22 protein-coding genes and 1 tRNA gene are annotated in these 20,391 nt (G+C 65.2%); 11 read left to right on the plus strand and 12 right to left on the minus strand.

Annotated elements, in window-relative coordinates; translation table 11 throughout:
• Positions 1 to 164: 164 nt before the first annotated feature.
• Genes rnhB through glmM form a run of 4 tightly spaced genes read right to left on the minus strand, consistent with a single transcriptional unit; the run spans position 165 to position 3,523 of the window.
• The gene (gene rnhB, locus SSO01S_RS13630) at positions 165 to 794 is read right to left on the minus strand and encodes a ribonuclease HII (protein ID WP_066799912.1); all 630 of its coding nucleotides are present in this window, start codon (positions 792 to 794) and stop codon (positions 165 to 167) included.
• A gap of 5 nt (positions 795 to 799) precedes the next feature.
• Positions 800 to 1,957 carry a bifunctional hydroxymethylpyrimidine kinase/phosphomethylpyrimidine kinase gene (thiD, locus tag SSO01S_RS13635; RefSeq protein WP_066799646.1) on the minus strand — a complete coding sequence of 386 codons (1,158 nt, stop codon included), beginning with the start codon at positions 1,955 to 1,957 and terminating at the stop codon, positions 800 to 802.
• A gap of 1 nt (position 1,958) precedes the next feature.
• Positions 1,959 to 2,183 carry a DUF1272 domain-containing protein gene (locus SSO01S_RS13640; RefSeq protein ID WP_066799648.1) on the minus strand — a complete coding sequence of 75 codons (225 nt, stop codon included), beginning with the start codon at positions 2,181 to 2,183 and terminating at the stop codon, positions 1,959 to 1,961.
• Positions 2,183 to 3,523 (minus strand): phosphoglucosamine mutase, encoded by a 1,341-nt coding sequence (glmM, locus tag SSO01S_RS13645; protein ID WP_066799650.1) that lies wholly within the window; start codon positions 3,521 to 3,523, stop codon positions 2,183 to 2,185. Before glmM ends, SSO01S_RS13640 begins: the two co-directional genes overlap by 1 nt.
• On the opposite strand from glmM, the gene SSO01S_RS13650 reads away from it, so the two are divergent.
• Positions 3,522 to 4,925, plus strand: a complete 1,404-nt coding sequence (locus SSO01S_RS13650; protein ID WP_083943084.1) for a dicarboxylate/amino acid:cation symporter — start codon at positions 3,522 to 3,524, stop codon at positions 4,923 to 4,925. The two genes, glmM and SSO01S_RS13650, sit on opposite strands and share 2 nt — an antisense overlap.
• Positions 4,926 to 4,965: 40 nt before the next feature.
• Here the strand turns inward: SSO01S_RS13650 and gor are convergent, their stop codons facing one another.
• A complete protein-coding gene (gor, locus tag SSO01S_RS13655) occupies positions 4,966 to 6,312 on the minus strand; it encodes a glutathione-disulfide reductase (protein ID WP_066799652.1) in 1,347 nt (448 codons plus the stop codon).
• 34 nt (positions 6,313 to 6,346) lie between these two features.
• Positions 6,347 to 7,840, minus strand: a complete 1,494-nt coding sequence (gene pgi, locus SSO01S_RS13660) for a glucose-6-phosphate isomerase (RefSeq protein WP_157073785.1) — start codon at positions 7,838 to 7,840, stop codon at positions 6,347 to 6,349.
• Positions 7,841 to 7,940: 100 nt separating this feature from the next.
• Between pgi and lepB the strand changes: the two genes are divergently transcribed.
• The 4 genes from lepB (at position 7,941) to SSO01S_RS13680 (ending at position 11,433) form a co-directional block, all read left to right on the plus strand.
• Positions 7,941 to 8,789, plus strand: coding sequence for a signal peptidase I (lepB, locus tag SSO01S_RS13665; RefSeq protein ID WP_066799656.1), 849 nt, complete (start codon positions 7,941 to 7,943; stop codon positions 8,787 to 8,789).
• Positions 8,790 to 8,855: 66 nt separating this feature from the next.
• A complete protein-coding gene (gene rnc / locus SSO01S_RS13670; protein WP_066799658.1) occupies positions 8,856 to 9,563 on the plus strand; it encodes a ribonuclease III in 708 nt (235 codons plus the stop codon).
• Entirely contained in the window at positions 9,560 to 10,453 is an 894-nt protein-coding gene (gene era / locus SSO01S_RS13675) for a GTPase Era (protein ID WP_066799660.1), read from the plus strand. Before rnc ends, era begins: the two co-directional genes overlap by 4 nt.
• Entirely contained in the window at positions 10,450 to 11,433 is a 984-nt protein-coding gene (locus SSO01S_RS13680) for a nitrilase-related carbon-nitrogen hydrolase (protein WP_066799662.1), read from the plus strand. Before era ends, SSO01S_RS13680 begins: the two co-directional genes overlap by 4 nt.
• Here SSO01S_RS13680 and SSO01S_RS13685 read toward each other — a convergent pair.
• The gene (locus SSO01S_RS13685) at positions 11,419 to 12,123 is read right to left on the minus strand and encodes an NAD-dependent deacylase (RefSeq protein WP_066799664.1); all 705 of its coding nucleotides are present in this window, start codon (positions 12,121 to 12,123) and stop codon (positions 11,419 to 11,421) included. The genes SSO01S_RS13680 and SSO01S_RS13685 overlap by 15 nt on opposite strands.
• Before the next feature lie 47 nt (positions 12,124 to 12,170).
• Between SSO01S_RS13685 and dapB the strand changes: the two genes are divergently transcribed.
• The 3 genes from dapB to SSO01S_RS13700 all read left to right on the plus strand — a co-directional run bounded on the left by dapB (position 12,171) and on the right by SSO01S_RS13700 (position 13,694).
• The gene (gene dapB / locus SSO01S_RS13690) at positions 12,171 to 12,914 is read left to right on the plus strand and encodes a 4-hydroxy-tetrahydrodipicolinate reductase (RefSeq protein ID WP_066799666.1); all 744 of its coding nucleotides are present in this window, start codon (positions 12,171 to 12,173) and stop codon (positions 12,912 to 12,914) included.
• Positions 12,911 to 13,573: an endonuclease III gene (gene nth / locus SSO01S_RS13695; RefSeq protein ID WP_066799672.1), complete on the plus strand. Its 663-nt coding sequence runs from the start codon at positions 12,911 to 12,913 to the stop codon at positions 13,571 to 13,573. The genes dapB and nth overlap by 4 nt, the downstream gene beginning before the upstream one ends.
• A 44-nt stretch (positions 13,574 to 13,617) precedes the next feature.
• Positions 13,618 to 13,694: transfer RNA gene (locus tag SSO01S_RS13700), tRNA-Arg, on the plus strand.
• A 172-nt stretch (positions 13,695 to 13,866) separates the two neighbouring features.
• Here the strand turns inward: SSO01S_RS13700 and SSO01S_RS13705 are convergent.
• Together SSO01S_RS13705 and SSO01S_RS13710 are read right to left on the minus strand one after the other, a co-directional pair.
• Positions 13,867 to 14,346: a carboxymuconolactone decarboxylase family protein gene (locus SSO01S_RS13705; protein WP_066799674.1), complete on the minus strand. Its 480-nt coding sequence runs from the start codon at positions 14,344 to 14,346 to the stop codon at positions 13,867 to 13,869.
• Between the two features lie 29 nt (positions 14,347 to 14,375).
• Positions 14,376 to 14,831, minus strand: coding sequence for a carboxymuconolactone decarboxylase family protein (locus SSO01S_RS13710; RefSeq protein ID WP_174520792.1), 456 nt, complete (start codon positions 14,829 to 14,831; stop codon positions 14,376 to 14,378).
• Between the two features lie 172 nt (positions 14,832 to 15,003).
• Here SSO01S_RS13710 and SSO01S_RS13715 point away from each other — a divergent pair, with 172 nt between their 5' ends.
• The 3 genes from SSO01S_RS13715 (at position 15,004) to SSO01S_RS13725 (ending at position 17,881) form a co-directional block, all read left to right on the plus strand.
• Positions 15,004 to 15,903 (plus strand): sigma-70 family RNA polymerase sigma factor, encoded by a 900-nt coding sequence (locus SSO01S_RS13715; protein WP_218000374.1) that lies wholly within the window; start codon positions 15,004 to 15,006, stop codon positions 15,901 to 15,903.
• Positions 15,904 to 16,194: 291 nt separating this feature from the next.
• Positions 16,195 to 17,511 (plus strand): D-amino acid dehydrogenase, encoded by a 1,317-nt coding sequence (locus SSO01S_RS13720; protein ID WP_281178703.1) that lies wholly within the window; start codon positions 16,195 to 16,197, stop codon positions 17,509 to 17,511.
• A 22-nt stretch (positions 17,512 to 17,533) separates the two neighbouring features.
• Complete coding sequence (locus SSO01S_RS13725; RefSeq protein ID WP_066799680.1) at positions 17,534 to 17,881, plus strand: RidA family protein; 348 nt, start codon at positions 17,534 to 17,536, stop codon at positions 17,879 to 17,881.
• A 129-nt stretch (positions 17,882 to 18,010) separates the two neighbouring features.
• Here the strand turns inward: SSO01S_RS13725 and SSO01S_RS13730 are convergent, their stop codons facing one another.
• The 3 genes from SSO01S_RS13730 to SSO01S_RS13740 form a co-directional block, all read right to left on the minus strand.
• Positions 18,011 to 18,559: an isochorismatase family protein gene (locus SSO01S_RS13730; protein ID WP_245646790.1), complete on the minus strand. Its 549-nt coding sequence runs from the start codon at positions 18,557 to 18,559 to the stop codon at positions 18,011 to 18,013.
• Positions 18,560 to 18,630: 71 nt separating this feature from the next.
• Positions 18,631 to 19,470, minus strand: coding sequence for an isocitrate lyase/PEP mutase family protein (locus tag SSO01S_RS13735; RefSeq protein ID WP_066799684.1), 840 nt, complete (start codon positions 19,468 to 19,470; stop codon positions 18,631 to 18,633).
• Positions 19,471 to 20,385 carry a polysaccharide deacetylase family protein gene (locus tag SSO01S_RS13740; protein ID WP_066799686.1) on the minus strand — a complete coding sequence of 305 codons (915 nt, stop codon included), beginning with the start codon at positions 20,383 to 20,385 and terminating at the stop codon, positions 19,471 to 19,473. It abuts the gene before it with no gap.
• Positions 20,386 to 20,391: the final 6 nt, after the last annotated feature.

A 20,391-nucleotide genomic window follows, 5' to 3' on the forward strand; every position in this document is an offset into this window, starting at 1 on the left:
GTGCGGCGGGGGAGTGGCGGTGGAGGGAGATCCCAGCTTTCGCTGGGATGACGGTTTTAACGCGCTCGCCGTCGCCCCGGCGGAAGTTGGGGCCGCGTGCGGCGGGGGAGTGGCGGTGGAGGGAGATCCCAGCTTTCGCTGGGATGACGGTTTGGAGGCAACGGTTACTCGGCCGCCACGGGTGCTCCGAAATCGAAATGCGCCTGGGCGACCGGGGCGAAGCTCTTGCGATGGTGGGGGGTGGGGCCGAGCGTGCGTAGCGCTTCCTGATGGGCGCGTGCGCCATAGCCCTTGTTGCTCGCCCAGCCATAGCCGGGGTGGAGCGCGTCCAGCTCGATCATCATGGTGTCGCGGCGATGCTTGGCGACGATCGAGGCGGCGGCGATCGACAGGCAGAGCGCGTCGCCCCCGATCACCCATTGACTGTTATGCTGCCATTTGGGGCAGCGATTGCCATCGACCAGCACCATGGCGGGCGCAAAGCCCAGCGCATCGACCGCGCGGTGCATCGCCAGCATCGATGCCCAGAGGATATTGAGCGAATCGATTTCCTCGACGCTGGCGATGCCGATGCCGACCTGCGCACAGGCGAGCAATTCGGCGCACAGCCGCTCGCGCTTGGCGGCGGTGAGCGCCTTGGAATCGTCGATCCCATCGGGCACGCATTTGGGATCGAGGACGACGGCGGCGGCGACGACGGGGCCGGCCAGCGGGCCGCGCCCGGCTTCATCGACGCCCGCGACGGGCCCCTTGTGAAGCCGCTGATATTTCCGTTCGAACTTGAGGTCAGGCATCGCGATCAATCATTTTCCAGCCGCCATGGCGGGTAGCGGCGCATCTCGCCGGCCTGATAAAGCCGGACCGAATTGCCCGCCGGATCGCGCAGCCGCGCTTCGCGCCAGCCCCAGCTTTCGTCCTTCGGCTCGGCTTCGAACGCCACGCCCTGTTGCTGGAGATAGGCGACGGTGACGTCGAGATCGCCGCATTCGAAATAGACGACCGCGCCGGTATATTCGGGATCGGTGGCGACCGAGAAGGTTGCGCCGCCCTCGGTCTCGAAACGGGCATAACGCGGGCTGGCGCGGACGATCTGGCGCAGGCCGAGCAGGCGATAGAATTTCTCCGACGCGGCAAGATCGGCTGCGGGCACGGTGACCTGGTTCAGCATCGGCTCGAAAAAGCTCATATTGGTATCGAGCCGCACCGATTGCTGGCCCATCGGGCCATGACCCCGGCCCAGCCCCGGCGCTTCGCGCATCGCGATCCGCACGAAGCGGCGGGCGCGGCGGACCGCCTCGGGCAGATCCCATTCCTGCGCGAGGCCGCAGGCGATCGCAGAGGAAAGCGTGCAGCCGGTGCCGTGATTGCTGGTGCTTTCGATGCGCGGATTGGTCCAGTCGATCTCGGGCGGGTCCTCGGGATCGGAGGAGTAGAGCCGGTCGGTGACCTGATCGCCCTCGGCATGGCCGCCCTTCACCAGCACCGCGCAGCCATGCGTCTTGACCAGCGCGCGGGCATCGCCGCCCAAAGCCGCGAGTTCCGGGAGGTTGGGCGTGACCACGGTGGCGACCGCCATCAGCCGCTCGAACGCGGCGATCGTCGCTTCATCGGCCAGCTCCGCGCCCGAGCTGGCGACCATGACGGGATCGAACACCACCGGCACGCCGGGCAGCTCAGCGAGCTTTTCCGCCACGGCAAGCGCGGTGCGCGCCGAGCCGATCATGCCGATCTTGACCGCGTCCACGCCGATATCGCGGACCACTGCGTCGATCTGCTCGATCACCATCTTGGTCGGGATCGGATGGACGGCGGTGACGCCCAAAGTGTTCTGCGCGGTGATCGCGGTGATCGCGGTCATGGCATGGCCGCCGAGCATGGTGACGGTCTTGATATCGGCCTGGATCCCGGCGCCGCCGCCCGAATCCGATCCGGCGATGATGAGGATGCGCGGCGTCATCTCAACCCTTGAACCGCGGCTCGGTCGAGGCGGGATGCCGCGCCAGCGCGGCACCGGTGCGGGTGGGCCGGTCCATCAGTTCGCCGCCGCAATTGGGGCAGGTCTCATCGAGCGCATCGGCGCACAGCGCGCAAAAGGTGCATTCGAACGAGCAGATGAACGCGCCGGGCTGATCGGCGCGAAGCACCGTGCCGCAACGTTCGCAATCGGGGCGCATTTCGAGCATCAGGCGGCGGCCTTGCTGACCGCATCGCACACGCGATCGACCACGGCCTCCACCTGTCCGGCATCGTCGCCCTCGGCCATGACGCGGATCACCGGCTCGGTGCCGGAGGGGCGGATGACGAGGCGGCCGCTGCCCGAAAGCTCGGCTTCGGCGGCGGCGATGCAATCCTTGACGGCGGCGTCTTCGAGCGGCTTGCCGCCCTTGAAGCGGACATTCTTGAGGATCTGAGGCAGCGGATCGAAGCGGTGGAGCACTTCGCTGGCCGGCGCGCGGGCGCGGACGATCTCGGCGAGGATCTGGAGCGCGGCGACCAGGCCGTCGCCGGTGGTGGCATAGTCGCTGAGGATGATGTGGCCCGATTGCTCGCCGCCGACATTATAGCCCGAGGCGCGCATATGCTCGAGGACATAGCGGTCGCCGACCTTGGTGCGGACCATGCCGAGCCCCTGTGCGGCGAGATGGCGCTCAAGCCCGAGATTGGACATGACCGTGGTGACGAGGCCGCCGCCCGCGAGCCTGCCCTGGCGCGCCCAGCCGCCGGCGATCGTCGCCATGAGCTGGTCGCCGTCGACCACCCGGCCGTTCTCGTCGACCACGATCAGCCGGTCGGCATCGCCATCCAGCGCGATGCCGAGATGCGCGCCGGAGGCAACGACGGTCTCACACAGCGTTTGCGGCGCGGTGGAGCCGACGCCGTCATTGATGTTCTTGCCATTGGGCGTGACGCCGATCGCGACGACTTCGGCACCCAGCTCCCACAAAGCGGAGGGCGCGACCTGATAGGCGGCACCGTTGGCGCAATCGACGACGATCTTAAGCCCGTCGAGCGTCAATTCCTCGGGAAAGGTCATCTTGGCGGCGTGGATATAGCGGCCGCGGGCATCCTCGACGCGGCGGGCGCGGCCGATATGCTCGGATGCGGCGAGCGGCACGTCGCCGTCGATCAAGGCTTCGATCGCCAGCTCATCGGCATCGGAAAGCTTGTAGCCATCGGGGCCGAACAATTTGATGCCGTTGTCGCGATAGGGATTGTGGCTGGCCGAGATCATCACGCCCATATCGGCGCGCATCGACTGGGTGAGCATGGCGACGGCAGGGGTGGGCATCGGGCCGACCAGCACCACATCCATGCCGACCGCGGTGAACCCCGCGACCATCGCGTTTTCGAGCATATAGCCCGACAGGCGGGTATCCTTGCCGATCACCACGCGGTGCCGGTGATCGCCGCGCAGGAAGTGTGCGCCGGCCGCCATGCCGACCTTCATCGCCATCGCCGCAGTCATCGGATGCGCGTTGGTCGCGCCCCTGATTCCATCCGTTCCGAAATATTTTCTTGCCATGCCCCGCCTTCTGAAGGCCATTGTCGCGTTCAACCCGGGCAGCAATAGCGCTGCGAACGGCAAAGGGCGAGCACCGGTGATACTCAATCTTCTCAAGGCGATCATTCGGGCGACGCTGGGCAGCGCCAGCAAGCCGCAGCCGACGCGCATCCTGATCGCGCTGATCGGCGGGCTGATCATCGGCGTGGCCGCCGCCAGTGCGATGCCGGGCGGCGCGCTGATCGCCGCAGACGGAATCCAGCCGATCGGCACGATCTGGCTGCACGCCCTGCAGATGACGATCGTGCCGCTCGTCACCTCGCTGCTGATCACCGGCATCGCCGCCACCGCCGAGCGGGCCAAGGCGAGCAAATTGGCGACGCGGGCGTTCGTCACCTTCCTGGTCCTGCTCTGGGTCTCCTCCGCGCTGGGCGGGGCGCTGACGCTCGGCTTCCTCAACCTCTGGCCGCTATTGCCGGATTCGGCGGAGGCGCTGCGCGGGGCGCTGGCGCAGCAGGCGCCCGAGACCGGCACGATCCCGCCCTTCATCGACTTCGTCGTCGCGATGGTGCCGAGCAATCCGGTCACTTCGGCGGCGGAGGGCGCATTCCTGCCGCTGATCCTGTTCACCACGGTCTTCGCCTTCGCGATCACGCGACTGCCCGAAGAGGAGCGCAAGCGCCTGACCGGCTTTTTCGAAGCCATTGCGAACGCGATGCTGGTGGTGATCAACTGGGTGCTGTGGCTGGGGCCGATCGGCGTGGGCGCGCTGGCCTATGTCGTCGGCGCGCGCGCGGGCACCTCTGCGTTCGGCGCGCTGCTCCATTATGTGCTGATCGTCTCCAGCGTCGGGATCGTATTGTGGATCCTCGCAGTCCCCTTCGGCGCGATCGCGGGCAGGGTTTCGCCGCTGCGCTTCCTCCGCGCGGTGGGGCCGAGCCAGGCCGTGGCGATGTCGACGCAAAGCTCGCTCGCGACGCTCCCCGCGATGCTGCGCGCCACCGAGAAGCTCGACGTGCCGGTGGCGCATTCGGGCGTGACGCTGCCGATCGGCGTGGCGATATTCCGCTGGACGGGCCCCGCGATGAACTTCGCGGTGGCGATCTATGTGGCGCACTGGTTCGGCGTGGAACTGGGGCCGGGCGCGCTGGCGGCAGGGTTCGCCGCGGCGGCGATCACGACCATGGGCGCGGTGGGCCTGCCGGGCACGGTGAGCTTCGTCAGCTCGATCGCGCCGATCGCGATCGCGATGGGCGTGCCGGTGGTGCCGCTGGGGCTGCTCGTCGCGGTGGAGACGATCCCCGACATCTTCCGCACGCTGGGCAATGTCGCGATGAACATCGCCGCGACGCGCGCGATCTCGCTGCGCGCGGGCGACCATGATCCGGGGCTCAGCGAGAGCGACGAACTGTTGAAGGGGTAGGCCGGGCGCGCTGGCCGGGGTGCTTTCGCACCCGCGCGCCTTACTTCATCAGGACGAGTTCCTCGGCCATCGAGGGATGCAGCGCGACGGTCTGGTCGAACTGGTCCTTGGTCAGCCCGGCTTTCACCGCGATCGCCGCGGCCTGGAGGATTTCGGGGGAGTCGGGGCCGATCATGTGGAGGCCGACCACGCGGCCCGTCGTGCCGTCGCAGACCATCTTGTAGAGCGCGCGTTCATTGCGGTTCGCCAGCACGTTCTTCATCGCGCGGAAATCCGAGGTGTAGACCGAGACCGAGCCGAGCTTGTTGCGCGCCTGGCTCTCGGTCAGGCCGACGCCTGCCATGGGCGGGTGGCTGAACACCGCGCTGGGGATGCAATCATAATCGACCCGATGCGGCTTGTTGCCGAAGATCGTGTCGGCAAAGGCCTGCCCCTCGCGGATCGCGACGGGAGTGAGCTGGACGCGGTTGGTGACGTCGCCCACCGCATAGATCGAATCGACCGAGGACTTGTTGTCGGCATCGACCTTGACCGCGCCGTGCTGGTCCAGCTCGACCCCGGCTTCGGCGAGGCCCAGGCCATCTGTGTTGGGCACGCGGCCCGTGGCGAACAGGACGATATCGGCGATCAGCGGGTCATGGCCCTTGGTCATCACCGTAAACGTGCCGTCGTCATTCTTGTCGATGCTCTCAAACCCGCAATTGAAGCGGAACTCGACGCCCTTCGTCATCGAGATCTGGAGCAGCCGGTCGCGGATCGATTCGTCATAGCCGCGCAGGATCACGTCGCTGCGGTTGATCAGCGTGACCTTCGATCCCAACTCGTTGAAGATCCCGGCAAATTCATTGGCGATATAACCGCCGCCCGCGATCACGACGCGCCTGGGCAGCTTTTCGAGGTGGAAGACCTCGTTCGAGGTGATGCCATGCTCGCTGCCCGGAAATTCGGGGCTGTGCGGATGCGCGCCGACCGCGATCAGGATATATCTGGCGGTGATCTTGCGGCCCGAGGCGAGCGTGACTTCATGCGCGCCCGAGACGGTGGCGCGTTCCAGGATCACGTCGACATTATTGTTGCTGAGGGTCTGCCCATAGAGGCCGTTGAGGCGATCGACCTCGCCCAGCACATTGTCGCGCAAGGTCGCCCAGTCGAACTCCACCTCGGGCACGTTCCATCCGAAGCGCTGCGCGTCCTTCAGATCCTCGGCGAAATGCGCGCCATAGACGAGCAGCTTCTTGGGCACGCAGCCGCGAATGACGCAGGTGCCGCCCACGCGATATTCCTCGGCGACCGCGACCCGCGCGCCATGGGCCGCCGCGATGCGCGAGGCCCGCACCCCGCCCGAGCCGGCACCAATGACGAAGAGGTCGTAGTCGTAATCGCTCATGTTCAATTCCCGGATCGCCGTCGCCGCGCGACGCTTATTTGAATGCTCTGGCGATCAGATCGGTAGTCGAGGCGTCAAAATCCAGTCCGCCCTGATCCGCCGCCTTGGCCATCTGCTTGCCGAGCTCGACGCCGAACTGATCGAACGGATTGATGCCGAGCAGTACGGCATTCACGAAGGTGCGGTGCTCGTAAAATGCGATCAGCGCGCCCAGCGTGCGCGGATCGAGCCGATCGAGCAGCAATGTGGAGGAGGGGCGATCGCCGGAATAGGCGCGGGCGGGATCATCGGCATGCTTGCCGGCCATCAGCGCCGCACCTTGCGCGAACATGTTGAGCAGAAGCTGGCGGTGATGATCCTCCGCCAGCCCATCGCCCGGCTCGATCACGCCGACGAATTCGACCGGCACCAGATGCGTGCCCTGGTGGAGCAACTGGAACACCGCGTGCTGCGCATCGGTGCCGACTCCGCCCCAGGTGATCGGCGCGGTGGGATAGGTGACGGGTTCGCCACCGGCGGTCACGCTCTTGCCGTTCGATTCCATCTCCAGCTGCTGGAGATAGGAGGGCAGCAGGCGCAGCCGCTCGTCATAGGCGAAGGTGGCGCGCGTCTCGCAGCCGCGCGCCTGGGTGTAATAAAGGTCTGCGAAGGCAGCGAGCACGGGGGCGTTCTTCGCGATCGGAGCCAGCCGGAAATGGCGGTCCATCTCCGCTGCGCCCTCCAGCAGTTCCTCGAACGCGTCCCAGCCGAGCGCCAGCGCCGCCGGAAAGCCGATCGACGACCAGAGCGAATAACGCCCGCCCACGCTTTCGGAGAATGGCAGGATGCGGGTTTCGTCCACGCCCCATTCGATCGCCTTGTCGGGCGCCGCCGTGAGCGCGATCACCTGGCCATAGGGATCCTCGACGCCTGCCTGCTGCATCCATTCCAGCGCGCTTTGCGCGTTGAGCATGGTTTCGGTGGTGGTGAAGGTCTTGGACGCGATGGCGAGCAATGTCGTTCGGGGATCGAAGCGCTCCATCGCTTCCTCGATCGCGACGCCATCGACATTGGAGACGATGGCGACTTCGTAACGATCCGAATCGCGGCCGAGCGCATCGACGAGCAGATCGGGGCCGAGCGCCGATCCGCCGATGCCGACATGCAGGATCGAGCGGATCGGGCCAAATGCCTCCGCTTCGATCGCGTCGATCACGGCGCGCATCCGCTCGCGATAGGCGCGGGCGAGCGCGACACTGTCCGGCGCGCCCTCGCCGCGCTCGGCGCTATGCTCGGCGGCGCGGCCTTCGGTGACGTTGACGGCCTCGCCCGCGAACAGCGCGTCGCGCTTCGCCGCCAGCCCCATCGCATCGGCGAGCGCGGAGAAGACGGCCAGCGCCTCTTTCGTCAGGTGCGTCTTCGACCAGTCGAACCGGATTCCCGCCACGTCGGCCGAGAGCGCGGCGACTCGATCCCCGTCCTGCCTGAACAATGCGGGAAGCGGGGTGCGCGGCAGCGCGCGGATCGCGGACCAATCGGGCAAGGCCATGTTCATCTCCTGTCTCCCATGCCCTATCGTCCCAAACCTGCGCCTGCCAGCAGGATTCACCCGCTTGACCTCGCCGCCCAGCCCAAGCAGAGCAAAGCCCATGGAAACCACGCCCTCCGACGAAGCCGTCCCTGCCGGCCAGAACAACCCGGCCCAGGCCACGACTGCCGATCCCAAATCGGAATGGCGCGATCTGGGAATATTCCTGGTCAAGCTGGCCGCGATCGTCTTCTTCGTGCGCAGCTTCATCTTTTCGCCCTTCGTCATCCCAAGCGAATCGATGATGCCGCGGCTGCTGGTCGGCGACTATCTGTTCATCACCAAGTGGAACTATGGCTATTCGCGGCATTCGCTACCGTGGAGCCTGCCGCTGATTCCGGGGCACCTGTTCGCCAGCACCCCGACGCGCGGCGACGTGGTGGTCTTCAAGGCGCCGCCGACCGACAATACCGACTGGATCAAGCGCGTGATCGGCCTGCCCGGCGATAGCGTGCAGATGGTGGGCGGCCAGCTGATCGTGAACGGCAAGGCGGTGCCCAAGCAGAAGGTCGCCGATTTCGTGCTGCCGATCACGCCCAATTTCACCAAATGCCAGATGCAGTTCCAGACGGTGGAAGCCGGCCAGCCGGTGTGCCGTATCCCGCGCTTCCGCGAGACGCTGGACAATGGCAAGACCTATGACGTGCTCGATCAGGGCCTGCGCGATCAGGACGATACGGTGGTGTTCCACGTGCCCGCCGGCCATGTGTTCCTGATGGGCGACAATCGCGACAATTCGACCGACAGCCGCTTCCCCCATGCGGAAGGCGGGATCGAATTCGTGCCGCTGGAGAATCTGGAGGGCAAGGCAGTGGTCAGCTTCTGGTCGACCGATGGCAGCGCCAACTGGTTCCTGCCCTGGACCTGGTTCACCGCCGCGCGCTGGAGCCGCATTGGGGAAGGCTTTTGAGCGCGCGTTCGCCGAGTAGCGGTGCCAGCCCGCTCCCCCTCCCGACCTCCCACAGAGTATCCTGAAATGGGTGGCCGGGAGGGGGAGCGGGCCGGCACCGTCTTGCCGACGCAGACTCTCGGGGGGTGGATCAAAACAACCTTTGGCGAGAAGCCGGTTGACCTCACCGCGTTCGAGCGCGCGCTGACGCATGGCAGCCAGGCGGCGGCGAATTACGAGCGGCTGGAATTCCTGGGCGACCGGGTGCTGGGGCTGGTCATCGCCGAATGGCTGTATGAGCGCTTCGGCAGCGAGGCCGAAGGTGCGCTTTCGCGGCGGCTGAACGCGCTGGTGACCGGGGCGATGTGCGCCGGCGTGGCGCGCGAAGTGGGCGTTGCGCCCTATCTCCGGCTGGGCAAGCAGGCGCGCGACGATGGCGCGGCGGACAGCGACAATGTGCTGGGCGACGTGATGGAGGCGCTGATCGGCGCGCTCTATCTGCAATCGGGGCTCGCCCCGGTGCGCGCGTTCATTCGCAAGGCCTGGGCCAGCCGGATCGAGGAGCATGCCCAGGCACCGCAGCATCCCAAATCGGCGCTGCAGGAATGGGCGGCGGCCAATAATCGCAAGCCGCCCGAATATGAGATCACCGATCGATCGGGGCCGAATCACGCGCCCAAGTTCGTGGTGACGGTGCGCATCCCCAAGCTGGCCGAGGCGAGCGCGCCCGGCACCAGCAAGGGCGCCGCAGAGACGGCCGCAGCGGCCGCGCTTCTGGAGAAACTGAGGAAATGACCCAGCATTGCGGCGTAGTCGCCATTGTGGGTGCCCCGAATGCGGGCAAGTCGACGCTCGTCAACGCGCTGGTCGGCCAGAAGGTGGCGATCGTCAGCCCCAAGGCGCAGACGACGCGCGCCAAGCTGCTCGGCATCGCGATCGAAGGCGAGGCGCAGCTGCTGCTGGTCGATACGCCCGGCATCTTCACGCCCGAGCGGCGGCTGGATCGCGCGATGGTCGCCGCTGCATGGGAGGGGGCCGAGGGCGCGGACCTGATCGCGTTGGTGGTCGACGCCAAGGGCGGGATCGGGCCGAAGGTGCAGACCGTGATCGACAGCCTGGCCGGGCGCAAGGAGCGCAAGATCCTGGTGCTCAACAAGGTGGACGTGGCGGACAAGCCGCGTCTGCTGGGCCACGCGGCCAAGCTGAACGAGACTGGGCTGTTCGACGAAACCTATTTCATCAGCGCCAGCACCGGCGACGGCGTGGCGGAGCTGAAGGCGGAACTGGCCAGGGCGATGCCCGAAAGCGCGTGGCATTTCCCCGAGGATCAGGTGAGCGACGCGACCGAGCGGATGATCGCCGCCGAGGTGACCCGCGAGCAGCTCTATCTCCAGCTTCATGCCGAGCTGCCCTATGCCAGCGCGGTCGAGACCGAGAAATATTCGGAACGCGCCGATGGGTCGGTGGAGATCCACCAGCAGATCATGGTCGAGCGCCCCACCCAGCGGGCGATCGTGCTGGGCAAGGGGGGCGCGCGCCTCAAGGAAATCGGCAGCCGCGCGCGCGCCGAACTGAGCCGGATCATGGGCGTACCGGTCCATCTCTATCTTCACGTGAAAGTAAGGCCGGAGTGGCAGGAAGACCGCTCGCTTTACCGTGAGATAGGGTTGGACTGGGTGGAATGAGCGAAAAGCTGAAGGTCGCGATCGTACAGGATAGCCCGGCGCCGCTCGCCGTGGCGCAGGGCATGGAAAAGGTGGTCGCCAAGACGCGCGAGGCGATCGAGATGGGCGCGCGCGTGATTGCGTTCGGCGAGGCGTTTCTGGGCGGCTATCCCGCCTGGCTCGATCATGTGCCGGCGGTTTCGCTCTGGGATCATCCGGGCACCAAGGAGCTGCATGCCCTGCTCCTCGCCCAGGCAATCCGCGGCGACGATCCGCGCTTCGCCCAGTTGCAATGGGCGGTGGATATCGCCGGCGTCGCGGTTTCGACGGGTGGCTATGAGCGCATCCGCAACAGCCTTTATTCCACGCAATTCCTGTTCCGGCCCAAGGCGCCGGTGCTGCGCCACCGCAAATTGATGCTGTCACCGTCGGAGCGGCTGTTCCTCGGCTCGGGCGACGGATCCACGCTGGAGGTGCATCAGGCTCCGTGGGGCGGGCTGGGCCAGCTGGCTTCGGACGAGCATTGGATGCCCCTCGCCCGCGCGGCGATGCACCATGCGGGCGAAGCGGTGCATGTCGCCGCCTGGCCGACGGTGCACGACATCTCGATGCTCGCCTCGGCGCATTATGCCTATGAAGGGCGCACCTTCGTGCTTGCGGCGGGAACGGTGCAGGACAAGGCCGAGATGATCGCGGGCTATGAAGCGGCGGGCGGTGACGGATCGGCGCGCAAGCTGCTGGACCGGCTGCCCGAGGGCCAGCTCCAGCATGGCCGCAGCGCGATCATCGCGCCCGATGGCGTGGTGCTGGCGCAGGCGGGCGAGGGTGCCGAGATATTGCTGGCCGAGATCGATCTGGGCGAAATCCCGCGCGGGCTGGCGACGATGGATGCCGATGGCCAGCACGCCCGGCCCGACGTGTTCGAACTGCGCATCGATCGCCGCACGCGCACGGGTATCGTCGATGTGCGCGAGGACGATTCGGGGTCAAAGGCCGCCTAGCATTTCCTCCACCCATCGGGGCACCAGAGTGCCCGCCGGGCCCAGCCGGCTCTCGCCGAACCATCCGCTTCCCTCCGACGGATCGAGGTTGAGCTCCAGCGTCTCCGCGCCGTGATAGCGCGCGGTCTGGACGAAACCGGCGGCGGGATAGACCGCGCCGGAGGTGCCGATCGAGACGAAGAGGTCGGCCGCGCCCAGCGCGCGCTCGATCGCCTCCATCCGGTATGGCATCTCGCCGAAGAAGACGATGTCGGGGCGGAGCGCCGGTTCGCCGCAATCGGGGCATTCGCTCTCCGGCGGCAGCGCGCTTTCCCAGGCGTGGCGGATGCCGCACAAGGCGCAAAGGGCCGATTTCAGCTCGCCATGCATGTGGATCAGCCGCATCGCTCCGGCGCGTTCGTGCAGATCATCGACATTCTGCGTGACGATCAGCAATTCGCCCGGCCATTCCGCGTCGACCCGCGCCAGCGCCCGATGCGCTGCATTGGGCGCGACATCCGCCAGCTTCGCGCGGCGTTCGTCATAGAAACGATGCACCAGCTCGGGATCGCGGTGCAGCGCCTGCGGCGTACAGACATCCTCCACCCGGTGCCCCTCCCACAGCCCGCCGGGTCCGCGAAAGGTGGCGATGCCGCTCTCCGCAGAAAGCCCCGCGCCGGTGAGGATGACGGTGTTTCGGATGTCGCGCATGCCGGACTATCTACCCTTGCCGAACGCGCTGTGCCACAGACGCGGCCATGACGAGCATCGGTATCTATGGCAGCCTTGGCCGCATGGGGCAGGCGATTATCGAGGTCGCGCCCTCGTTGGGCGCGCGCGTGGCAGGCGGGGCGGACGCGCAGGACGATCCCGCGCCGATCGCTGCCAAGGCGGATGTGCTGGTCGACTTTTCGGCCGCCAGCGCGCTCGACGCGCATCTGGCGGCAGCGCGCGCCGCGGGAACGCCGATCGTGATCGGCACCACGGGCTTGAGCGCGAAGCAGCACGAAGCGATCGACGCAGCGGCGCAGGAAATTGCGGTGCTCCAGACCGGCAACACCTCGGTTGGTGTCAATCTGCTCGCGCGGCTGGTGCGCGATGCGGCGGCGCGGCTGGGCGGCGACTGGGATGTCGAGATCGTCGAGATGCACCATCACCACAAGGCCGATGCGCCTTCGGGCACCGCGCTGATGCTGGGCGAAGCGGCGGCATCCGGCATGGGCACCACGCTGGGGGAAGCGCGGGTTACGGATCGTGCGGGGCTGGTTGGTGCGCGCGCGGAAGGCACGATCGGCATGGCCAGCCTTCGCGGCGGATCGGTGGTGGGAGACCACACAGTGATCTTCGCGGGGCAAGGCGAGCGGATCGAGCTGACCCACCGGGCCGACGACCGCGCGATCTTCGCGCGTGGGGCGGTCCGCGCGGCGCTGTGGCTCGCGGGCCAGAAGCCCGGGCGCTACACGATGGACTCGGTGCTTGGGGACGCGGTGCTCGGCGCGTGAAGAAGGCCGATGTCATCGAATTCTTCGCCCGGCTGGCGGAGGATAATCCGCATCCCGAAACCGAGCTCGAATATACCAACCCCTATACTTTGCTCGTCGCCGTCGCGCTTTCGGCGCAGTCGACCGACGTAGGGGTGAACAAGGCGACGCGGCGGCTGTTTGCCGAGGTCGATACGCCCGAGAAGATGGTGGCGCTGGGCGAGGCCGGGCTCAAGGAGCACATCAAGACGATCGGGCTGTTCAACACCAAGGCGAAGAACGTCATCGCCTTGTCCGAAGCGCTGATCCGGGATCATGGCGGCGAGGTCCCGGACGACCGCGAGGCTTTGGAGAAGCTGCCGGGCGTCGGGCGCAAGACCGCCAATGTCGTGCTCAACACCGCGTTCGGCCATGAGACCTTTGCGGTCGACACGCATATCTTCCGCGTCGGCAACCGCACCCGGCTCGCGCCTGGCAAGACCGTGCTGGCGGTCGAGCAGAAGCTGGAGAAGGCGGTACCCCAGCCGTTCCGGCTCCATGCCCATCACTGGCTCATCCTGCACGGCCGCTACACGTGCAAGGCGCGAACGCCGGAATGCTGGCGCTGCATCGTCGCCGATCTGTGCCCCTATAGCCCCAAGACACCAGCGCCCAAAAAGGCGGCATCGCCCGCGCATTGAGGCACTGGCGCGGACTTGCGCGCTTTGCTAGGCGGCATTCCCAGGCACCCGTAGCTCAGCTGGATAGAGCGCTGCCCTCCGAAGGCAGAGGCCACAGGTTCGAATCCTGTCGGGTGCGCCACACCGGTAAAAGCCCGGAAATCCGGCATTTCCTGCTGAGGCCGTTCCCGAACAAAAGTGAGAACTTTAGCTGGCAGCTTCGTCCGTCCCGCAAGCCGGTGGGGATGGCACAGAAGGTCCGACCCCGCAAAGCGCACACAATCGTCCCTTCGGTCGGGGCCGGACGCACTTGATTAAGATAGACCTGCCTTGTCCAGCCCGAACGCCTTGTCCTGCGAGCCAGGCACCGACTGGAACGCGATAGAGGCGCGGTTCCAAGCGTTGATTACCATAACCATGTAGGTGAGATAGACCAACTCATCCTCCGAGAATTGCGCGCGCGCTTCGGCGAAGACGTCGTCTGAAACGCCGTGCGGCGACAGCCGGGTCAGTGCTTCGGTCCACGTCAGCGCAGCGCGCTCACGATCGCTGAACAAGGTCGATTCATGCCAGATCGCGACGTGGTGCATGCGGAGCTCGCGCTCGCCATGGAGCTTCGCCTGTTTGACGTGCATGTCGAGGCAGAAGGCACAGCCATTGAGCTGCGACGCACGCATCTCGACCAAGCTCAAGATGGTCTCCTCAACGCCCCCTTTCTTGAGGGCGAGAGTGAGTTCGGTCAGCTTCTGCGTCAGCGCCGGCACTTGGTGCATATGATCCAGTCGTTCGGTCATAGTCCGTCGATCCAATAAGTTTGAGGTTGTCAGGGCTTGGCTTTCACTGGCAAGCGGAACGGCGCACCGAGCCGATTGAAGGCATTCATCGCTGCAATCGCGATCGTCAGATCGACCAGATCGCGCGGCTCGAACGCGGTCGCTGCGGCGGTATAGGCATCGTCCGAAGCATGGGTTTCACCGACCCGTGTCACCTCTTCTGCCCAGGCAAGAGCAGCGCAATATTGCGGTCCGAACAAATGGGGCACTTCGGCCCAGACCGGTAGAAGTACGACCTTGTCGAGCGGCATCGTCTTGAGCAGGTCGCGGCTATGCAGGTCGATGCAATGAGCACACCCGTTGATCTGTGACACCCGCAGGAACACGAGGTGGATCATCTCTTCCGGCAGATTGGTGCCGGTGATGATGTAATGATGCACGCCGAAAAGGGCCTGCGCACCCTTCGGCGCCACTTCATGCCAAACCAGTCGCTTGATCTCATTCATGTCGTCATTCCTTTGCAGCGGCGTCCAATCGACGCTCGCTTGCTCTGACGAGACTGATCGCGCTGATGTGACATGCAGGAACAATTTTTGGATCTGCCCGCGATCATGTCACACTGGGCCCGGCTGGCTCGTCAGAACTGAGGAGCTAAGGAGGTGACGCAAGATGACGAGGATGGAGCGAGAGCAAGCGGCTGGGCAAACGATCGAACAAAGTCAGCGCTTGGCTGATTTCCAGCGTGAGCGTAAGCGCCTCGTCCGCCTGGGCTATCGAATGCTCGGCTCATTCAGCGAGGCCGAAGATGTCGTGCAGGATGCTTGGTTTAGATGGGAAAAAGTCGAGGCAGGCATCGACTCACCGGAGGCCTATCTGACGCGGATCGTTACGCGCCTTTGCCTCGACCGCCTCAAATCTGCACGCGCACGACGCGAAACCTATGTCGGCCCGTGGTTGCCCGACCCGCTGATGGACTCGGTCGATCCCGATGAACCCATCGCTGATGATATCACGGTCACATTGATGCTCGCGATGGAGCGCCTGTCGCCGCTGGAGCGGGCTGCTTTCCTTCTCCACGACGTTTTTGACATCGCGTTGAGCGACATTGCCGTAACGCTGGGCCGCGAGCCGGCAGCGGTGCGCCAACTCGCCTCACGCGCCCGCAAGCATGTGCAGGCGGCACGACCACGCTTCAGCGTCGAAGCGGCTGAGGCAAACCGGATTACGCGAGCGTTCTTCGTTGCCGCTCGCGACGGCGACACTGCCTCCCTTGCCTCGCTGCTTGCCCAAGATGTCGAAATTCACTCGGACGGGGGCGGCAAGGTCCTGGCCTTTCGCAACGTCATTCGCGGCCTTGATCGCGCGCTGCGCCTGTTCGCTGGACTGCGGCGCAAGAATGCACCAACCGCTCAACTGCTGCGCACTGTGGAGATCGACGGTCTGCCCGGCTACATCAGCGTCGATCGCGACCTCGTGCAGACGACCGCACTCGATATACGGGACGGCAGGATTACGGCAGTCTACATCGTTCGGAACCCCGACAAATTACGGCACCTGACAGGCGACATGATCGCCTAGTATCGACCTACTGACGCGCCGCTGCTGCATGACGCAGAACGGTTGCTCTTGAGATCGCATAAGTCACCTCCGAAACGGCTGAATTTGAGGCGCGAGGCTGTCGTTGTCGTTAGACCTCCCGTGCTACACGACGATCATCCAGTTCTCATCTTCATCATCTCGGGTGCGCCATTCCCGTTCGATGTTGGGCACCGATCGGTGCGGCTGCCTTGATATGGCGCGTTTCCAAGGCATTCAGGGGGATTTGATGAATCAGCCGTTCTCGCGTCGGCTTGGCGACCGTCTGATCGAATTGTTGGATTCAGGCGACTTTCGCAAGCATCGGCTCCAGAAATCGCTATAGGAAGCTCGATGCGTATTCTAGTTCTTGGCGGCGGCGTTATCGGCGTCTCCTCCGCTTATTATCTGGCTCGCGCCGGCCATTCGGTGACCGTCGTCGATCGTCAACCAGGTCCGGCGCTGGAAACCAGCTTCGCCAATGCGGGTGAGATTTCCCCCGGTTACGCTTCCCCCTGGGGCGCACCCGGCATCGTGCCCAAGGCGATCCGCTGGATGCTTATGTCGCATCCGCCGCTCGTGTTGCGACGCGTATTGGATCGCGACGCGATCAGCTGGGTGCTGGCGATGCTCGGCAACTGCACAGAGCGCCGCTACGCGATCAACAAGGAGCGCATGGTTCGCCTCGCGGAGTTCAGCCGCGACAGGTTGATCGATCTGCGCGCGGAGACCGGCATCGAATATGACGGCCGGCAGCAAGGAACGCTGCAACTGTTCCGGACGATGAAGCAGGTTGATGGCGCGGCGAAGGATATTGCCGTGCTGCGCGAAACTGGCGTGCCTTTCGAGGTGCTCGACGTGGCCGGATGCATCGCGGCGGAGCCCGCGCTTGCCGCGACGGCCGAGAAGTTCGTCGGCGGCCTGCGCCTGCCGAACGACGAGACCGGCGATTGCTTCAAGTTCACCAACGCGCTGGCGGCGCTTGCCGAAACACTTGGCGTCGAGTTTCGCTATGGCGAGACGATCTCGCGGATCCAGACCGACGGAGAGGGCGTATCGGGCGTTCACACCGATAAGGGCCTGCTGACCGCCGATGCCTATCTCGTTGCGCTCGGCAGCTATTCGCCCTTGCTGCTGCGGCCGCTGGGGCTGCGCCTGCCGGTCTATCCGGTGAAGGGCTATTCGATCACCGCCCCGATCGTGGATGCGGCGCGCGCGCCCGAATCGACGATCATGGACGAAAGCTACAAGATCGCGATCACGCGCCTGGGCGACCGGATCCGGGTTGGCGGCATGGCGGAGATTTCGGGATTCAGCACCGATCTGCCCAAGGTTCGGCGTGCGGCACTCGAATTCTCGGTCGGCGATCTGTTCCCCGGCGGCGGCGATCTCAAGGCGGCGAGCTTCTGGACCGGGCTTCGCCCCATGACCCCGGACGGAACGCCGGTAATCGGCGCAACCGGGATACCAAATCTGTTCCTCAACACCGGGCACGGCACGCTCGGCTGGACGATGGCATGCGGCTCGGCGCACGTGATCGCCGACCTGATTTCCGGTCGCCCGGCGGCGATCGAGACGAGCGATCTTTCGCTGACCCGTTACCGTTCCTGATCCACCCGCAGAGGAAAGCAAAATGAGCATCAAGCGTATCAACCCCGGCACCCGCATGAGCGATGCCGTGATCCATGGGAACACCGTATATCTTGCCGGTCAGGTCGCGCTGCCGGGTGCCAGCGTCACCGAGCAGACCCGTGCCGTGCTCGCGCAGATCGAAGCGCTGCTCGGTGAAGCGGGCAGCGCCAAGGAGAAGATCCTCAGCGCCACGATCTGGCTGGCCGACATGGCTGACTTCGCCGAAATGAACGCGGTCTGGGATGCATGGGTCGATGGCCGCGATGCGCCCACGCGCGCGACCGGCGAAGCGAAGCTCGCTACGCCCGATTATAAGGTCGAGATCATCATCATCGCCGCTGTCGGCTGAGCGCACAGCGATTGAAACGCAATGCGGGCCTGGATCGCATCAGCGACCCGGGGCCCGCTTAATCGTCATCCCCGCTGTTCGCGCGGGGCAACGGCTGTTTAATCCGGCAGCGATGTGGGACGCACATTGTCACTTCTCGAGTAGGTCGATCGCTTGCGCCAGGTCCGTCACCTCGCCGATCTTCTTGCTGATATCGAACAGGTTCTGACTGTGAATCGCGGGCGAGCGATCTGCGCACGCTTCGTCGATGACGATCGGCACGAAGCCGTGGCACAGCGCGTCGAGCGCGGTTGCCCGAACACAGCCTGATGTCGAAAAGCCGGAAATCAGCAAGGTATCGATCGACATGCCGCGCAGCGTCGAAGCCAATGCGGTTCCGAAAAACGCTGACGGATAGTGTTTGACCAGAACCATCTCGCGGTCGCGGGGGGCAATCTCGGCGGGAAATTCTCCCAGCGGCCCGCCATCGACGAACACCTCCAGTGCAGGCACCTTGCGGTAAAATAATCCGCCTTCGCGCCCGCCGGGGGTGTACCGGACCGTGGTGAATATGACAGGAGCGCCAGCCGCGCGAGCGGCGGCAAGCAACTGCTGGTTGGCGGCGATGGCACCATCTCCATCGAGCCGGAGCGGACTGTCCAGATCGAGATAGGCCCTTACGACGTCGACGATCAGCAATGCGATGTGCGAACCGGCGTTGAGCGTTCCGCCAAAGCCTGCGCGGCGGTAATCCTCATGCGCGTCCAAGTCTAATCTCCCACGATCGCATTGATGTGGTGAAGATCGGCGATTTCGCCGGCGAACGCTTCCGTCGAGCGGTCATGATGCAAGCGCGTCAGCCAGCCCGGTGCATGCGCGACCAGACCATGCAGCATCATCAGGGGATGCAGGGCGACGGAGAAGCCCATCGCTTCGAGCTCCGCGCCATCGTTGCTGGGGGCGGAACCCCCTTCGACCAGATTGACGACCAGCGGCGCGCGCCCTGCGAAGCGCTCCGTGACGGCCCTGGCCTCCGCAATATCACGCGGGCCTTCGACAAAAATCAGGTCTGCGCCTTCCTCCAGGAATGCTTCCGCGCGATCCAGTGCCGCGCCGATGCCATCGACCGCCAAAGCGTCGGTGCGGGCGACGACCAGCATCGCACTACGAGCGTCGAGCGCGGCACGAATCCTGTCACGCGCCTCTTCGATCGGGACCACCGATTTCCCGATCATGTGGCCGCATCGCTTCGGAAAGGTCTGATCCTCGATCTGGATCGCACTCGCGCCGCTGCGCTCGTACTGGCGAACCGTGCGCGCGACATTTTGCGCATCGCCAAAACCGGTATCCCCGTCGACGATCAGCGGCAAAGCGACCCGATCGCGGATCTGCATCACGATGTCGGCGATTTCCGTCGGGCCGACCAAGCCGATATCGGGTCGGCCGAGCCGGGCCATGGAGATCGCGGCACCGCTGATGAATGCAGCCTCGAATCCGGCGCGCTCGATCAGCAGCGCACTGAGCCCATCCCAGCAGCCTGGCAAAGAAAGCAGGCGGTGGCCGGCTCCGGGCGCGAGCAGCGTGCGTAGCCGCTCGACATGCGCGCCCATCTAGCCCAGCTGCCCGGGAATATGATCCTGGTGCACGCCCAGGTACCAATCTGCCAGCTCTTCGCGCGTCGTCCACCAGATACCTGGCAGCGATTGCGCATGGGCGATAAATTCCCTGAGCGCGCGGATCCGGTGTGCACGGCCCGAAACATGGGGGTGCAGCCCGACATTCATGATCCGGCCGGTGGTAGCGCCCTCCTCATAGAGGACGTCGAGTTCCTCGATCAGCGCCTGGGCGAATTGATCCGTCGTGTAGTTCTTGCGGGTGATGAAGGTGAAATCATTGATTTCATTCGAATAGGGTACCGAGACGATCGGGCCGTGCGGCGTCCGGAGCAAGAACGGCTGATCGTCGTTCATGATGTCGCAGTAGAAGCTGCAGCCATATTCGGCGAGGATCTCCGCAGTCTGCAACGTGCCCCGCAACGAGGACGAGAGCCAACCACGCGACTTGCGCCCAACATGCTTCTCGAAAGCGTCGAGCGTGCGAAGCACCACCTCGCGTTCACGCTCGGGGTCCTGGGCAAAGCTGGTCAGCAATTCCCCCTGCTCCCAGTTGTGTGCAAGCAGTTCCCAGCCGCGTTCGAGGACGGCGTCGGTCATCGCCCGGCGGCGTTCGAAGGTCACCGCGTTGGTGGTGCACGAGGCTTTGGCGCCCATCGCATCGAACAAGTCGAGCAAACGCCAGATCCCGACCCGCTGGCCATATTCCCGCCAGGTAAAATTGGGAAAATCCGGCGTATTTCCCGGCAACGTATCCGGAAGGATCGACGGTCCGCCGGCATAATAGGGCTTGTCGGTATCCTTGGTGAGATCCCAGGTTTCGAGGTTGAATGTGAGGATCAGCGCAACGCGCGCGCCGTTCGGGAATTTGAGCGGATTTCGCGCCGGGAGCGGGACATAATCATATTCCATCGTGCG

Source organism: Sphingomonas soli NBRC 100801 (assembly GCF_001591025.1).
Taxonomy (GTDB): Bacteria; Pseudomonadota; Alphaproteobacteria; order Sphingomonadales; family Sphingomonadaceae; genus Sphingomonas; species Sphingomonas soli.

Excerpts from the sequence above, each read along its gene's own strand:
- gor (WP_066799652.1), bottom strand. The coding sequence starts at position 6,312 with ATGAGCGATTACGACTACGACCTCTTCGTCATTGGTGCCGGCTCGGGC.
- SSO01S_RS13715 (WP_218000374.1), top strand. The coding sequence starts at position 15,004 with ATGGAGCGAGAGCAAGCGGCTGGGCAAACGATCGAACAAAGTCAGCGC.
- SSO01S_RS13710 (WP_174520792.1), bottom strand. The coding sequence starts at position 14,831 with ATGAATGAGATCAAGCGACTGGTTTGGCATGAAGTGGCGCCGAAGGGT.
- era (WP_066799660.1), top strand. The coding sequence starts at position 9,560 with ATGACCCAGCATTGCGGCGTAGTCGCCATTGTGGGTGCCCCGAATGCG.
- SSO01S_RS13640 (WP_066799648.1), bottom strand. The coding sequence starts at position 2,183 with ATGCTCGAAATGCGCCCCGATTGCGAACGTTGCGGCACGGTGCTTCGC.
- dapB (WP_066799666.1), top strand. The coding sequence starts at position 12,171 with ATGACGAGCATCGGTATCTATGGCAGCCTTGGCCGCATGGGGCAGGCG.
- SSO01S_RS13735 (WP_066799684.1), bottom strand. The coding sequence starts at position 19,470 with ATGGGCGCGCATGTCGAGCGGCTACGCACGCTGCTCGCGCCCGGAGCC.
- rnhB (WP_066799912.1), bottom strand. The coding sequence starts at position 794 with ATGCCTGACCTCAAGTTCGAACGGAAATATCAGCGGCTTCACAAGGGG.
- rnc (WP_066799658.1), top strand. The coding sequence starts at position 8,856 with ATGGGTGGCCGGGAGGGGGAGCGGGCCGGCACCGTCTTGCCGACGCAG.
- SSO01S_RS13725 (WP_066799680.1), top strand. The coding sequence starts at position 17,534 with ATGAGCATCAAGCGTATCAACCCCGGCACCCGCATGAGCGATGCCGTG.
- SSO01S_RS13705 (WP_066799674.1), bottom strand. The coding sequence starts at position 14,346 with ATGACCGAACGACTGGATCATATGCACCAAGTGCCGGCGCTGACGCAG.
- SSO01S_RS13650 (WP_083943084.1), top strand. The coding sequence starts at position 3,522 with ATGCCCCGCCTTCTGAAGGCCATTGTCGCGTTCAACCCGGGCAGCAAT.
- glmM (WP_066799650.1), bottom strand. The coding sequence starts at position 3,523 with ATGGCAAGAAAATATTTCGGAACGGATGGAATCAGGGGCGCGACCAAC.
- pgi (WP_157073785.1), bottom strand. The coding sequence starts at position 7,840 with ATGGCCTTGCCCGATTGGTCCGCGATCCGCGCGCTGCCGCGCACCCCG.
- SSO01S_RS13740 (WP_066799686.1), bottom strand. The coding sequence starts at position 20,385 with ATGGAATATGATTATGTCCCGCTCCCGGCGCGAAATCCGCTCAAATTC.
- lepB (WP_066799656.1), top strand. The coding sequence starts at position 7,941 with ATGGAAACCACGCCCTCCGACGAAGCCGTCCCTGCCGGCCAGAACAAC.
- SSO01S_RS13685 (WP_066799664.1), bottom strand. The coding sequence starts at position 12,123 with ATGCGCGACATCCGAAACACCGTCATCCTCACCGGCGCGGGGCTTTCT.
- SSO01S_RS13680 (WP_066799662.1), top strand. The coding sequence starts at position 10,450 with ATGAGCGAAAAGCTGAAGGTCGCGATCGTACAGGATAGCCCGGCGCCG.
- thiD (WP_066799646.1), bottom strand. The coding sequence starts at position 1,957 with ATGACGCCGCGCATCCTCATCATCGCCGGATCGGATTCGGGCGGCGGC.